Here is a 13,420-nt window from a genome sequence, read left to right on the forward strand (position 1 = left end):
GACGTGAGCAAGCCCTGCGCGGGGCCGGTGTGGCTCTTCGACCTGGACAACACACTGCACAACGCCAGCGCGCACATCTTCCCGCACATCAACGTCAGCATGACGGCCTATCTCGCGCGCCACCTCGCGCTGAGCGAGGAGGACGCCAATACCCTGCGGGTGCGCTACTGGCGCCGCTATGGCGCGACGCTGACCGGCCTCATGCGCCACCACGGCGTCGATCCGCACCACTTCCTTGCGGAGACGCACCGCTTCGAACGCCTGCACGCGATGATGGTGTTCGACCGCGCCCTCGGCGCACTGCTGCGCCGCCTTCCGGGGCGCAAGATCGTGTTCTCCAACGGACCGCAGCGCTATGCCGGCGCCGTCCTCGAAGCGATGGGCATCCGCCGCCACTTTGCGGCGGTATATGGCATCGAGCAGATGCGCTTCCACCCGAAGCCCGAGATGCGCGCCTTCCGCCACCTGCTGCACGACCTGCGGCTGCCGCCGCAATGCTGCATCATGGTCGAGGATTCGGCCGAGAACCTGCGCACCGCCCGCCGGCTCGGCATGAAGACGGTGCTGGTCGGCCGCGGCGTGAAAAAGCCGGCCTACGTCGACGTCAGGATCGCATCCATCCTGGACCTGCGCCGCGCGGCCGGCCGCCTGCTACCCCGGTAGCAATACCGGGGCCGGACGTAGCGAACCTCAGCCGGCGGCCTTCAACCAGCGCGCCGCATCGAGCGCGAAGTAGGTCAGGATGCCGTCGGCACCGGCACGCTTGAAGGACAGCAGCGCCTCCATCACGCACGCCTCTTCCGCCAGCCAGCCATTGGCGATCGCCGCCTTCAGCATCGCGTACTCGCCGCTCACCTGATAGGCGTAGGTGGGCACCTGCAGCTCAGTCTTCACGCGGCGCACGATGTCGAGGTAGGGCATGCCGGGCTTGACCATGAACATGTCGGCGCCCTCGGCGATGTCGAGCGCGACCTCGCGGATGGCCTCATCGGTGTTCGCCGGATCCATCTGGTAGGTGTACTTGTTGCCCTTGCCGAGGTTGCCGGCCGAGCCCACCGCGTCGCGGAAGGGACCGTAGAAGCTGGAGGCGTACTTCGCCGAGTAGGCGAGGATGCGCGTGTAGATGCGATTGTCTCCGTCCAGTTCGGCACGGATGCGCGCAATGCGGCCGTCCATCATGTCGGACGGCGCGACCACGTCGGCGCCCGCCTGCGCGTGGCACAGCGCCTGTTTCGCGAGTGCCTCGAGCGTCTCGTCGTTGAGCACGTAGCCGCGCGGGTCGTCCGGGTCGATCAGGCCGTCCTGGCCGTGGCTGGTGTAGGGATCGAGCGCAACGTCGGTGATCACGCCGAGTTCCGGGAAGCGCGCCTTCAGCGCCTGCACGACGCGCGGCACGAGGCCGTCCGGATTCCACGCCTCCTCCGCACCTTCGGTCTTGCCGGCTGCATCGATCACGGGGAAGAGGGCAAGCGCGGGGACGCCCAGCGACACCGCCTCCTCGGCAACGTGCAGCAGCTTGTCCAGCGACACGCGCGTCACGCCCGGCATGGACGGCACGGTCTGCGTGACGTTGTTGCCTTCGAGGACGAAGACCGGATAGATGAGATCGTCGGCCGACAGACGCGACTCGCGCATCAGGCGACGGGAGAATTCGTCGCGGCGCATCCGCCGCATGCGGGTCGCAGGAAAGGTTCCGGTAGGACGCATGTTCGATCCAGCTCCAGTTCAGTTAATCGACGGGAAACATAAGGTAACGAATTCGGGTGGGAACTTATTCAAAGTCCATTTACTCTGAAATTCCGGATGGTGACGAGCCGTCCCCCGCTTCACCTCCCTGAGCGGGTGCCTTAATCCCGTTAAGGCGTTTGACCCCGGGCTTTATCCCCTTTAGCCCGGGGTCTTTTATTTTCCGGCACCGCCCAGCCGCGCTGCAGCGGGAATCGGACGCAACTCGTCCGTCGGAAGATTCAGCCAGCCCGCGACGGTATGCTCCACCTCTTCGGCCCCGACCTTCTTCAGGCTCGAAAACAGCTGTACCGTGACCTGCGCCCCCATCGGCGCCACTTCGCGACGCACCGCGGCCAGCGTTGCAGCGGCCTCGTTGCGCGTGAGCTTGTCCGCCTTCGTCAGCAGCACGTGAATCGGCCGCCCGCTGGGCAGGAACCAGTCGATCATCTGGCGATCGAGCGGAGTCAGCGGATGGCGGGAATCCATGATGAGCACCAGCCCGACGAGGTTCTCGCGCCGGCGCAGGTAGCTCTCGAGGAGATTCACCCACTGCCGGCGGATCGCCTCCGGCACCTTCGCGTAGCCGTAGCCCGGCAGGTCGACCAGCACCGCCCCGCAATCGAGACGGAAGAAGTTGATCAGCTGCGTACGCCCGGGCGTCTTCGAAACATATGCGAGACGCGTATGATCGGCAAGCGTATTGATGGCACTCGACTTGCCGGCGTTCGAACGGCCGGCAAAGGCGATCTCGGCCCCGTCGGGAAGCGGCAGATCGCCCGGTTTTGCAATGGAAATCTCGAATTTTGCGTTGCGGAAGAGCGACATCGGAAAGGAGAAAAAAACGCTTATGGTTATGCCGGTCAGCCCACATTGCATCGCGCAAATCCGGCCAGCTGTTATAGAATACCGCGTTTGCGATAACCACTCACGGCTTTCTGAGGACACCATGATCAAGCGTTCCCTGCTGCTCTCGCTGCTGCTGGTTACGGGCGGCCTTCATGCCCAAGACCAGGCTCCCGACCTCGCCAAGGCGAAACAGACTGCAGAAACCCTCTGCGTCGGGTGCCACGGCGCCGACGGCAACAGCCCGATTCCGGTCAACCCGAAACTGGCCGGCCAGCATGCCGATTACCTGTTCAAGCAGCTCAAAAACTTCAAGGGCTGGAACGGCAAAGCAGCCGAACGCGAGAACCCGATCATGGGCGGCATGGTCGCCGCGCTCGAGGAAGCGGACATGAAGGCACTCGCCATCCACTTCTCGTCGCAGACGCTGCAGCCCGATTCGGCCAAGAACCCGGACCTCGCCAAACTCGGCCAGAACATCTGGCGTGCCGGCATCCCCGCCAAGGGCGTCCCCGCCTGTGCCGGCTGCCACGGCCCCGCCGGCGCCGGCCTGCCGGCGCAGTACCCGCGCCTCGCGGGTCAGTTCGCCGACTACACGGAAGCCCAGTTGAAGGCCTTCCGTGACGGCGTGCGCAAGAACGACCCGGCGCAGATGATGCAGACCATCGCACTGAAGATGACCGATCCGGAGATGAAGGCGGTCGCCGACTACGCCGCCGGCCTGCGCTGATCGTCCGGCTCCGCCGGAATCCCGAACGGGGTGAAAGGGGTGGCTTGGCCACCCCTTTTCCTTTTCCGGTACCGCATCGTCCCACACCCGCCTTCGCATGGCGCACAAGATCGGACGATAATGCGCTTTTCGCCAGACCGAGCGAACGCAGCATCCAGGAACGATAAACATGGTACAGAACCCCGGAAGCCCGAACTCCGCCCGCTCGCCCAACTACACTGCCGCCGAGGCAAGACAGGCCATTCTCGGACGGCTCGCACCAATCGGCGGATGGGAACGCGTCAGCGTCCGTAGCGCCCTCGGGCGCGTGCTCGCCGAGGATGTCATCGCGCCGTGCAACGTGCCGGCCCACGACAATTCCGCAATGGACGGCTACGCGGTACGCCATGCCGATCTCGCGGCGCAGGGCGAGAGCGTCCTGACGGTGGTCGGCACCGCGTTCGCCGGCAAGCCCTTTTCGGGCATCGTCGGTGCCGGACAGGCCGTGCGCATCATGACCGGGGCGCCGATCCCGGAAGGCGCCGACACCATCGTCGTGCAGGAAGTGACGCGCGCCGCCGAGGGCAAGGTGCATGTTCCTGCCGGCCAGCGCGCCGGGCAGAACCTGCGGCGCGCGGGCGAGGACCTGGCGCTCGGCGGCGTCGCCCTGCCCGCCGGCAAGCGCTGCGGACCGGCCGAACTGGGCCTCGCCGCATCGCTCGGCATCGCCGAGGTCGTGGTGCGCCGCCGCCTGCGCGTGGCCTTCTTCTCCACCGGCGACGAGTTGGCGTCGATCGGCAAGCCGCTGGCCCCGGGAGAGGTGTATGACAGCAACCGCTACACCCTCTTCGGCGCGCTTTCGCGCCTGGGCTGCGATCTCATCGACATGGGCGTCGTGCGCGACGACCCGCAGGCGCTGGAAACGGCCTTCCGCGACGCATCGGCCAACGCCGATGTGATCCTGACGAGCGGCGGCGTATCGGTAGGCGAGGCGGACTTCATCCGCGAGCTCGTGAATCGGCTGGGCGAGGTCGCCTTCTGGAAGATCGACATCAAACCCGGACGACCGATGGCCTTCGGCCGCGTCGGCGATGCGTGGCTGTTCGGCCTGCCGGGCAATCCGGTCGCGGTGCTGGTGACCTTCTACCAGTTCGTCCAGGACGCCCTGCAAGCCCTGGCCGGCGTGTCGCCGCTGCCCGAGCCCTCCTTGTTCGACGTGACATGCGCAGAGCGTATCCGCAAGCAGCCCGGACGGCGCGAATTCATGCGCGGGCGCCTTGCCCTCGTGGAGGGGCGCCAGACGGTGCGGCTCGCCGGGGCCCAGGGTTCCGGCGTGCTGCGTTCGATGTCGGAAGCGAACTGCTTCATCGTGCTGCCCGAAGAGCGCGGCGACGTCGAGGCGGGCGAAACGGTGCAGGTGCAGATCTTCGACGGTCTCGTGTGAGACATACCAACAGGATGACGCAATGAATCAGGACGAACTGAAGAAGGCCGCGGCGCGCGCGGCGCTGGATTATGTCGAGGACGGCATGATCGTCGGGGTCGGCACCGGCTCGACGGTCAACCATTTCATCGACGGGCTGGCCGACATGCGCGACCGTATCGCCGGAGCCGTCTCCAGCTCGGAAGCGAGCGCACGCCGGCTCGAGGCGTACGGCATCCCGCTGATCGGCCTCAACGACGTGACCGAACTGCAACTCTATGTGGATGGGGCCGACGAGATCGACGGCGGCTTTGCCATGATCAAGGGCGGCGGCGGCGCGCTCACGCGCGAGAAGATCGTCGCCGCGGTCGCCGACCGCTTCGTCTGCATCTGCGACCAGTCCAAGCTCGTGAGCTGCCTGGGCGCCTTCCCTCTGCCGGTGGAGGTGATCCCGATGGCCCGTGCCTACGTCGAGCGCCGCCTCGCACGCATCGGCGGACGCCCCGTATTGCGCGAAGGCTTCGTGACGGACAACGGCAACCTGATCCTGGACGTGCATGGGTTGCGCATTCCAGACCCGCGGAGCCTGGAAACGGAGATCAACCAGATCACCGGCGTCGTGACCAACGGCCTGTTCGCGCTGCGCGGGGCTGACCTGCTGCTGCTGGCCACGCCCGCCGGGGTCGAGCGGCGCGTCGCGGCAACTTCCTGAACCGCAGACATCGGTGCAATATTTCCGTCACATTAAGCTGCTAGCCTCGCGGACTCTCGGGACCGGAACATGATGATGAACAAGCACACCTACACGCAGTTCGACAACGAACTGGAGGCCATACGCAAGCGCCTGCTGGAAATGGGCGGACTGGTGGCGCAGCAGCTGACGCGTGCGATCGAAGGGCTCGGGACGGGCAACCAGGAACTGCTCGAGCAGGTCATCGCCGATGACCGCAAGGTCAACGAAGAGGAAGTCGCGCTCGACGATGCCTGTATCCACGTCATCGCGCGCCACGCTCCAACGGCGGGCGACCTGCGCATGGTCATGACCATGATCCAGATGATCACCGACCTCGAGCGCATCGGCGACGAGGCCAAGAAGATCGCCAAGGCCGGTCGCCAGATCATCGACTCGGACGCTGCCTTCGTTCCCAAGGTGGAGCTGCGCCACGTGTCGACGATGGTCGTCGAGATGCTGCAGGGGGCGCTCGACGCCTTCGCGCGCATGGACCCGACGGCATCGCCCGACATCGTGCGGCGCGACAAGGAGGTCGATGCGATCTTCAAGGGCATCATGCGCCAGCTCATCACCTACATGATGGAAGATCCGCGCGTGATCACGCGCTCGCTGGACGTGCTGTTCATCGCCAAGTCGATCGAGCGCATCGGCGACCACGCGAAGAACCTCTCCGAATACGTGGTGTACATGGTCAAGGGCCGCGACGTGCGCCACGAGGGGGTCGAGGCGCTGGAGCGCGCATCCGGCGCCGAGTGACGGCAATCACGCTGCCCTGTGGCGGCGGGCAATGCAAAAAGGGATGGCCGCGGCCATCCCTTTTTCATTGGCGCGCGCCGATCTCCGGCGCGCAGGCTCACTGCGCCGGCGGGACGTAGCCGCCGACCTGGTCGGCGCCGCCGCCGAAGAAGTGCTTTTCCATCTGCTCCGACAGGTACTTGCGCGCACGCGCATCCATCAGGTTGAGGCGATTCTCGTTGATCAGCATGGTCTGGTACTTGACCCACTGCTGCCAGGCTTCCTTCGAGACGTTGTCGAAGATGCGCTTGCCCAGCGCACCGGGAACCGGGGGCAGGTCCAGCCCCTCGGCCTCGCGACCAAGCTTGATGCAATTGACCATACGGGCCATCGTTCAGTCCTCTCTTCTGCAATCGGGTTCATGGGATTCGGTGGGGCTCATTCTAGCGGATTCGGGGCAGCTCGCTGCCATGGTCCATTGATCGCGGCCGCTGCTCTTCGAGCGGTACATCGCCTGGTCGGCTGCCGCGATGAGCTGTTCGGAGGACGATGCGTGACGTGGGTAAATCGCGATCCCGAGGCTCGCGGTGATGCCGACGGCACGCCCGCCAAAGTCGAAGCGCAGCCCCTCGATCACCTCTATGATGCGGCGCGCAAGTTCGCACAGCTCGTTCTCGCCGGCATCGGGCACGACGACCCCGAATTCGTCGCCGCCGAGGCGGCAGAACATCTCGTTGCGGCGGATGACGTCGCCGACCTTATCCGCGAGCGTGACCAGCACCTCGTCCCCGGCCTGGTGTCCGAACTCGTCGTTGATCGGCTTGAAACCGTCAAGGTCGATCGCGAGCAGGCCTACCTCTCCCCCGCGCCGCGAGGCGTCGGCGAGCTGCCGGTCGAGCTCCTCGTGGAAGCGCCGTCGATTGTAGAGGCCGGTCAGCGGATCGTGCTCGGCCAGTTCGACCAGCCGCTGCGCCGTGCGACGCTGCTCGGTGACGTCCTCGTAGATCCACAGGCGCCCGATGCCGCGGCGCCCCTGCGCGGCCTCGACGAGCGCGGCGATGTCGGTGACGATGCGACCGTCCTTGAAATGCACTTCGTGAGGCTCACTGACGACGTAGGTGCGCAACACCGCGTCGATGTGCTCGAAGTAGGCTTCCGGCTGCTCGATCAGCTCGGCGACGCGGCTTTGCAGCACCACGTCACGCATGCCGATGAGGTTCTCGTCGGGCGGAAAACCCCAGATGTCGAGCATCGCGCGGTTGTAATAGAGCACACGGTGGTCGCGGTCCATGAACAGGATGCCCAGCCGGATGACGTTGAGCAGGGCCGACAGGCGCTGGCGCTCGTCGTTCGAACGCGCGAGGTAGCGCTCGCGCAGCGCCTGCGCACGTCGCAGCTCGGTGACGGTTTCCAGCAGCTTGTACTCGGCTTCCTTGCGCGCCTGGATGTCCGCGGCCGACATCCTCAGGCCCGCAGGCTGTGTGCCGTCCCTGCCAAGCGGCCGCCAATGGCAGGCGACCCAACAGATGTGGCCGTCCTCGCGCAACAGGCGCATCTCGAAATCCTCGCCGGGACTCCCCTCCGCCACGCGCTGCGCCATGCGCTGGCAGTAGCGGCGATCGGACTCGTGCACCAGCAGCGCGAGCGCATCGGGCGCCTCAAGGCAGGCCGAGGGACTCCAGCCCGTCAAGCGCTGGATAGACGGGCTGATCCAGGTGAGTCGCCCGCGCATGTCGAACAGGGCTTCCACGCCATGCACGCCTTCCGCAATCTCGCGCAGGCGGGACACGCCGACGGCGAGCACATCCAGCCGCTTTGCGTGATCCGCTGCGGATTCGCGACCGCCGGCCTCGGGGGAAAGGTGCACGACGATGTCCAATGCATCGAGACGCGACGCGATCGCGGCGTCGTTGCCGGTCTGCCGACGCAGCACCGCGTTGACGTACAGGAGCGCGACACCGGCCCCCAGCCCCCCCGCCGCAAGCAGCACCAGGGCAAGCACGCCCACGTCGCCAGCCACGCCGAAGTGCGCGCCGCCCAGCGCGCCAAGGCCCGCGAGGAGGGCGCCCGCCACGCCAGCCAGCACCGGCGCAGCCCGCGAAGGGGCTTGCCTGCCGCTCACGGGGCCTCCGCACGCGGGCTGCACGCGCACCATCGGCCGGACCATGCGCGCGCATCGGTCATAGCTTCTTCACGAACACTTTCGAGCGACGCTGGTAGTTGTACAGCTCGCGCTTCTTCTGCGGCAGGGCCTCGGGGCCGATCTCGCTGAAGCCGCGCTCGCGGAACCAGTGTGCGGTGCGTGTCGTGAGCACGAAGAGACGCTCGAGGCGCTGATTGCGTGCGCGCTGCTCGATGCGACGCAGCAACTGGTCACCGAGCCCCGCGCGGCGATATTCAGGCGTGACGGCAAGGCAGGCGAGCTCCGCCGCACGTTCGTCCGAAAACGGATACAGCGCTGCGCAACCGACGAGCACCCCGTCATGCTCGACGACCGAGAAGCGGTCGATCTCCTGCTCCAGCAGTTCGCGTCCGCGCCGCACCAGCGTGCCGTCCGCCTCCATCGGCGAGATCAGCGCAACCAGCGCGGCGACATCCTCGAAGCTCGCGTCGCGCAGGCGGAACAGGGGATCGCGCGACACGACCGTGCCCACGCCGGCGTGGGTGAAGAACTCCAGCAGCAGGCCGCCGTCCTTGTCGTGATCGATGAGGTGCACGCGGGCGACGCCACGCCGCACCGCCCGGATCGCGCACGGCAGGTACAGGTCCAGGTCCTCGGTGAGTCCCTCCCCCGCATTGAACATGCGCTCGGCCTCGTCGGCGGTCACCGAGTCGATCAAGCGCTGGTCGGCATCCAGCAGGCCCGGCGCGTCGCACAGGTAGATCAGCTTCTCGGCCTTCACCGCAACGGCCACCGCCTCGGCGACCTCCTCCATGCTGAGATTGAAGATCTCCCCCGCCGGCGACACGCCCATCGGCGAGATCAGCACGACGTTCTGCTGGTCGAGGTCGGCGTTGATCTCCTCGGCGATGATCTTGCGCACGGCACCGGTGTATTGATAGTCGACGCCATCGACGACGCCGACCGGACGCGCCGTGATGAAGTTGCCGCCCGTCACGCGCATGTAGCTGCCGGCCATCGGCGTGTTGGGCAAACCCTGCGATAGCAGGGCTTCCACTTCGAGGCGCGTCACCGCCATCGCGGCCTTGACGCATTCGAGCGCCTCGGCGTCGGTCACGCGCAGGCCGTTGTGATAGCGCGGCTCCAGTCCGCGCCGCGCGAGTTCGGCTTCGATCTGCGGCCGGGCGCCGTGCACGAGGACGAGGCGGATGCCCAGCGCGGCGAGCAGGTTGCAGTCGTAGGCGAGGCTCTGTGCGCGAGCGCCGGCGGCGACCTCCCCGCCGAAGGCGATGACGAAGGTGCGCCCGCGGAATGCATGGATGTAGGGTGCGGCCCCGCGCACCCAGGCCACGAACTGCTCCGTCGACGCCGCAATATCGGATGCAGCCACACTGGCGCCGGCACTGGAGTTGGGGTTGGGGTTGCCACTCAAATCATCACCATCAGGAAGTCGGAAAGCTCGCCGGAGCGACGCCGCGCACGCGTGCCCGACCCATTCTAGCGGAATACATTACACGTCGCGTCGCGCATCGGGGCGTTACTTCCGCACGCGATCAGGACATCGGCACCGCCGCGTCCGTCAGTGTCCCAAAGCGGACTCGAGCCGCTCGCACAAGGTACGCAGCACCTTGATGCGGGCAAACAGCTTGTTGTCCGCCTCGACCAGGGTCCACGGCGAGGTCTCGGTGCTGGTGCGATCGACCATGTCGCACACGGCACGGGCGTAGTCGTCCCATCGTTCGCGGTTGCGCCAGTCCTCGGCGGTGATCTTGAAGCGCTTGTGCGCTTCGGCTTCGCGCTGGCGAAATCGTTCCAGCTGCTCGTCCTTGCCGATCTGCAGCCAGAACTTGACCACCACCGCCCCGGCGTCCGCCAGCTGGTCCTCGAAGTCGTTGATCTCCGAATACGCGCGCATCCAGTCCGCCTCCGAGCAGAAGCCCTCCACCCGCTCGACGAGCACCCGGCCGTACCACGAGCGATCGAAGATCGCGACGCGGCCCTGGCGCGGCAGGTGGCGCCAGAAGCGCCACAGGTAGGGCTGGGCGCGCTCCTCCTCGGTCGGGGCCGCAACCGGCACTACCTGGTACTGGCGTGCGTCGAGCGCCGCGGTGACGCGACGGATCGTGCCGCCCTTCCCCGCGGCATCCGCCCCCTCGAACACGAGCACGAGCGCGCGGTTGCGGAAGGACTCGTCGCGCGTGAGCAGCGCGAGCCGCCCCTGATAGCGCTCGAGGAGCTCCTGGTATTCCTTCTTGTCCAGCGCCTGCCGCAACACCAGGCTGCCGAGCAGGTTGCGCGCATCGGGCGCGGGCGGCAAGGGAGGCGCCGTCTGGCGCGCCACCCAGTGGTGCGCATCGGCATCGAGGCGCTTGCGCATGGCATCGAGCAGGGTGCGTGCCGCGAAGAGCTCGCGGTAGCACGGATCGGAACCGTCGACGATCATCCACGGCGCATCGCCCGTGCTGGTATGGCGCAGCGTGTGCTCGGCGACCTCACGATAGCGGTCGTAGTGCTCGTAGGCATGCCAGTCCTGCTCGGTGACCCGCCAACGCGTGCGCGGATCCTTTTCCAGCGCCTTGAGGCGCTTGCGCTGTCCGTCCTTGGACAGGTGAAACCACAGCTTCAGGAGCAGCACCCCCTCGCGCACCAGCATCGCCTCGAAGCGGTTGATCTCGTCGAGGCGCTGGTCGAGGTCGGCCTTCTTCGACATCTTCTCGACGCGCTCGCGCATCGGATCCGTGTACCAGTTGCCGAACAGGATGCCGATGCGCCCGCGCGGCGGCAGCGCCCGCCAGAAGCGCCACATGAAGGGGCGCTCTGCCTCGTCGGTGGTCGGCGAATCGAAGGCCAGGGTCTGGATGTGGCGCGGGTCCATCCACTCGTTGAGCAGATTCACCGTCTCGCCCTTGCCGGCGCCGTCGATGCCGTTGATCAGCACCACGACGGCGAAGGACTTCGCCTCGAGGAGATCGAATTGCGCGTCGAGCAACTGCGCGCGCAGCTCCGGTTCGGCTGCGTCGTACTCTTCCTTGTCGACCTTGTGGCCCAGTTCAGCCGATTCGAACATCGTGCAGCCTCCTCAAAAGTCGCCCCATACGGCCTGCAGCGCGGCGATCGCGGCCAAGCCCGCGGTCTCGGTGCGCAGCACGCGCGGCCCCAGTCCCATGCCGGCGCAGCCCGCGCGGCGACAGGCCGCCAGCTCCTCCTCGGACCAGCCCCCTTCGGGGCCGATCAGCAGGTGCACCTCCCCCGCCGGACGCCCGGCGTCGAGCAGGCGCTGCGTGGCCGCCGGATCGAGGATCAGCCGCGCCCCCTCGCAAGGACGTGCCAGGTAGTCGTGCAATCCCGTGATCGGCGCGACCGCCGGCACGCGGTTGCGTCCGCACTGCTCGCACGCCGACACGGCGACCTGCTGCCAGTGCTCGACGCGCTTCGCCGCACGCTCTCCGGCCAGCCGCAGCACGGAGCGTTCCGCCTGCACCGGCACGATGGCGGCGACACCCAGCTCGACCGCTTTCTGCACGATCCAGTCCATCTTGTCGCCGCTCGCGAGTGCCTGCACCAGCACCAGCCGCAGCGGCGACTCGCGCTCGATGTCGCGCCGCTCCAGCAGTTCGGCGAAACACTGCTTGCCGCGCAGCCGCAGCACGGCGGTGACCTCGCCGCCGCTGCCGTCGAACAGGATGACTGGATCGCCGTCGCGCAGGCGCAGCACGCGCGCGGCATGATGGGCCAGCGCCTCGGGCAGCTGGATCTCGCCGGCGGCCGGCAGCGGGAGGGGGCAAAAGAAGCGCGAAATCATCGTGGTGTATTATAAGGACACTACCTTCCCGCGAGACCCTGCGCCCGATCCGGCCATGATTTTCAGCGTCCCCGACCGCCCTTTGTGCACCTCCCCCGCGCCCGCCCGCACGGCGCACGGGTTTGCCCGCGCCGGCACCCTCGCAGCCGCAGCCGGGCACCTCGCAGCGGGGCGACGCTGATGCCCACGGCCAGCCAAAGGCTCGCGCAGGCGCGGGCGCTCGAATCGCTGGTGCGCGACGTCGCGCGCGAGGTGATCCTGCCGCGCTACCTCAAGACCGCGCGCAACCGCAAGGCGGACGGCACGCTGTTCACCGAGGCCGATCTCGAATCGCAACGCCGCTTTTCCGAGGAACTGCCCAAGCTTGCGCCCGGGGCCGTGCTCGGCGAGGAGATGAGCGCCGCGGAGCAGGCACACCTGTGGAGCGACGGACGAAGCGGCCTGTGGTGCATCGACCCCATCGACGGCACCACGAATTTCGCCAACGGCATCCCCTTCTTTGCCGTCTCGATCGCCTATCTGGTCAATCACGAGCCACGCTACGGCGTCGTCTACAACCCGGTGACCGACGAATCCTTCTACGCGGCCAAAGGCGCCGGCGCCTTCCTCAACGGCGTCGAACTACCGCTGCGCGTGGCTGCGGCACATCTGTCGGATGCGGTGGCCGGCATCGACTTCAAGCGCATCAGCCACCACCTCGGCGATGAACTCGCCGTGCGCCCGCCCTATTTTTCGCAGCGCAATTTCGGCTCCAGCGCGCTCGAATGGTGCTTCGTCGCCGCGGGACGGCTGGACGTGTATGTGCACGGCGGGCAGATGCTGTGGGACTATGCGGCGGGCAAGCTGATCCTCGAGGAGGCGGGCGGCAAGGCGAGCGGACTGGATGGCGGGACGGTGATCGCCGGCCCGTCGATCAAGCGCGGCGTGATCGCCGCTGCCAGCCCCTCCCTGTTCACCGAGTGGCGCAACTGGGTCAGCGCCCACTCCTGACCGCGCGGCAGCCGGCCCGAGTCGAACGCACACGAACCCTGCCATGCCCCCCCGCCGCAGCGTCCCCGGAAACGATTCATGACTTCATCCGTCCCCACACCCACCGGCTTGCAGGAACGCCGCTCTCATCACCGCGTCCGCGAGATCTTCATCGAGGCATGCGAACTGATCATGCCCTTCTTTGCCCGGGAAAACCGCTGGGGCAACTCGACCCTCGACCACCTCGCCTACCGCGTGCTGCGCGACCATTACCCCGAGCTCTCCTTCGAGGAAGTGCACGTGCTGGTCGTCGCCGCACACCGCGTCCATACCGGCCGCGGCCGTAGCCCCCGCCC

General features: G+C 67.1%; 14 protein-coding genes. 7 read left to right on the forward strand and 7 right to left on the reverse strand.

Annotated elements, in window-relative coordinates; translation table 11 throughout:
• The first annotated feature begins 3 nt into the window (after positions 1–3).
• A complete protein-coding gene (locus tag GO615_RS12795; protein WP_169128557.1) occupies positions 4–663 on the forward strand; it encodes a pyrimidine 5'-nucleotidase in 660 nt (219 codons plus the stop codon).
• 27 nt (positions 664–690) lie between these two features.
• On the opposite strand, the gene hemB is transcribed toward GO615_RS12795, so the two are convergent.
• Positions 691–1,707, reverse strand: a complete 1,017-nt coding sequence (gene hemB / locus GO615_RS12800; protein ID WP_169128559.1) for a porphobilinogen synthase — start codon at positions 1,705–1,707, stop codon at positions 691–693.
• 195 nt (positions 1,708–1,902) lie between these two features.
• Positions 1,903–2,553, reverse strand: coding sequence for a ribosome biogenesis GTP-binding protein YihA/YsxC (gene yihA / locus GO615_RS12805; protein WP_169128595.1), 651 nt, complete (start codon positions 2,551–2,553; stop codon positions 1,903–1,905).
• Between the two features lie 121 nt (positions 2,554–2,674).
• On the opposite strand from yihA, the gene GO615_RS12810 reads away from it, so the two are divergent.
• The 4 genes from GO615_RS12810 to phoU all read left to right on the forward strand — a co-directional run bounded on the left by GO615_RS12810 (position 2,675) and on the right by phoU (position 6,192).
• Positions 2,675–3,301 carry a c-type cytochrome gene (locus GO615_RS12810; protein ID WP_169128561.1) on the forward strand — a complete coding sequence of 209 codons (627 nt, stop codon included), beginning with the start codon at positions 2,675–2,677 and terminating at the stop codon, positions 3,299–3,301.
• A gap of 169 nt (positions 3,302–3,470) precedes the next feature.
• Positions 3,471–4,724 (forward strand): molybdopterin molybdotransferase MoeA, encoded by a 1,254-nt coding sequence (gene moeA, locus GO615_RS12815; protein WP_169128563.1) that lies wholly within the window; start codon positions 3,471–3,473, stop codon positions 4,722–4,724.
• A gap of 22 nt (positions 4,725–4,746) precedes the next feature.
• Complete coding sequence (gene rpiA / locus GO615_RS12820; protein ID WP_169128565.1) at positions 4,747–5,415, forward strand: ribose-5-phosphate isomerase RpiA; 669 nt, start codon at positions 4,747–4,749, stop codon at positions 5,413–5,415.
• A 75-nt stretch (positions 5,416–5,490) separates the two neighbouring features.
• Positions 5,491–6,192: a phosphate signaling complex protein PhoU gene (gene phoU, locus GO615_RS12825; RefSeq protein ID WP_169128597.1), complete on the forward strand. Its 702-nt coding sequence runs from the start codon at positions 5,491–5,493 to the stop codon at positions 6,190–6,192.
• 97 nt (positions 6,193–6,289) lie between these two features.
• Here phoU and GO615_RS12830 read toward each other — a convergent pair whose 3' ends face one another.
• The 5 genes from GO615_RS12830 to GO615_RS12850 all read right to left on the reverse strand — a co-directional run bounded on the left by GO615_RS12830 (position 6,290) and on the right by GO615_RS12850 (position 12,095).
• On the reverse strand, positions 6,290–6,562 hold the full coding sequence (locus GO615_RS12830; protein WP_169128567.1) for an oxidative damage protection protein: 273 nt from the start codon (positions 6,560–6,562) through the stop codon (positions 6,290–6,292).
• Positions 6,563–6,565: 3 nt separating this feature from the next.
• On the reverse strand, positions 6,566–8,293 hold the full coding sequence (locus tag GO615_RS12835; protein ID WP_169128575.1) for a diguanylate cyclase domain-containing protein: 1,728 nt from the start codon (positions 8,291–8,293) through the stop codon (positions 6,566–6,568).
• 58 nt (positions 8,294–8,351) lie between these two features.
• Entirely contained in the window at positions 8,352–9,683 is a 1,332-nt protein-coding gene (gene argA, locus GO615_RS12840) for an amino-acid N-acetyltransferase (RefSeq protein ID WP_407281022.1), read from the reverse strand.
• 189 nt (positions 9,684–9,872) lie between these two features.
• Positions 9,873–11,360, reverse strand: coding sequence for a polyphosphate:AMP phosphotransferase (gene pap, locus GO615_RS12845; RefSeq protein WP_169128577.1), 1,488 nt, complete (start codon positions 11,358–11,360; stop codon positions 9,873–9,875).
• 12 nt (positions 11,361–11,372) lie between these two features.
• Complete coding sequence (locus tag GO615_RS12850) at positions 11,373–12,095, reverse strand: 16S rRNA (uracil(1498)-N(3))-methyltransferase (protein ID WP_169128579.1); 723 nt, start codon at positions 12,093–12,095, stop codon at positions 11,373–11,375.
• A 180-nt stretch (positions 12,096–12,275) separates the two neighbouring features.
• On the opposite strand from GO615_RS12850, the gene GO615_RS12855 reads away from it, so the two are divergent.
• Both GO615_RS12855 and GO615_RS12860 read left to right on the forward strand, forming a co-directional pair.
• Positions 12,276–13,085, forward strand: a complete 810-nt coding sequence (locus GO615_RS12855) for an inositol monophosphatase family protein (protein ID WP_169128581.1) — start codon at positions 12,276–12,278, stop codon at positions 13,083–13,085.
• 78 nt (positions 13,086–13,163) lie between these two features.
• Positions 13,164–13,420, forward strand: a 257-nt coding sequence (locus GO615_RS12860) for a hypothetical protein (protein WP_169128583.1), incomplete at its 3' end; no start/stop codon positions are given.

The sequence above is a fragment of the Aromatoleum evansii genome (genome assembly GCF_012910805.1).
Lineage (GTDB): Bacteria > Pseudomonadota > Gammaproteobacteria > Burkholderiales > Rhodocyclaceae > Aromatoleum > Aromatoleum evansii.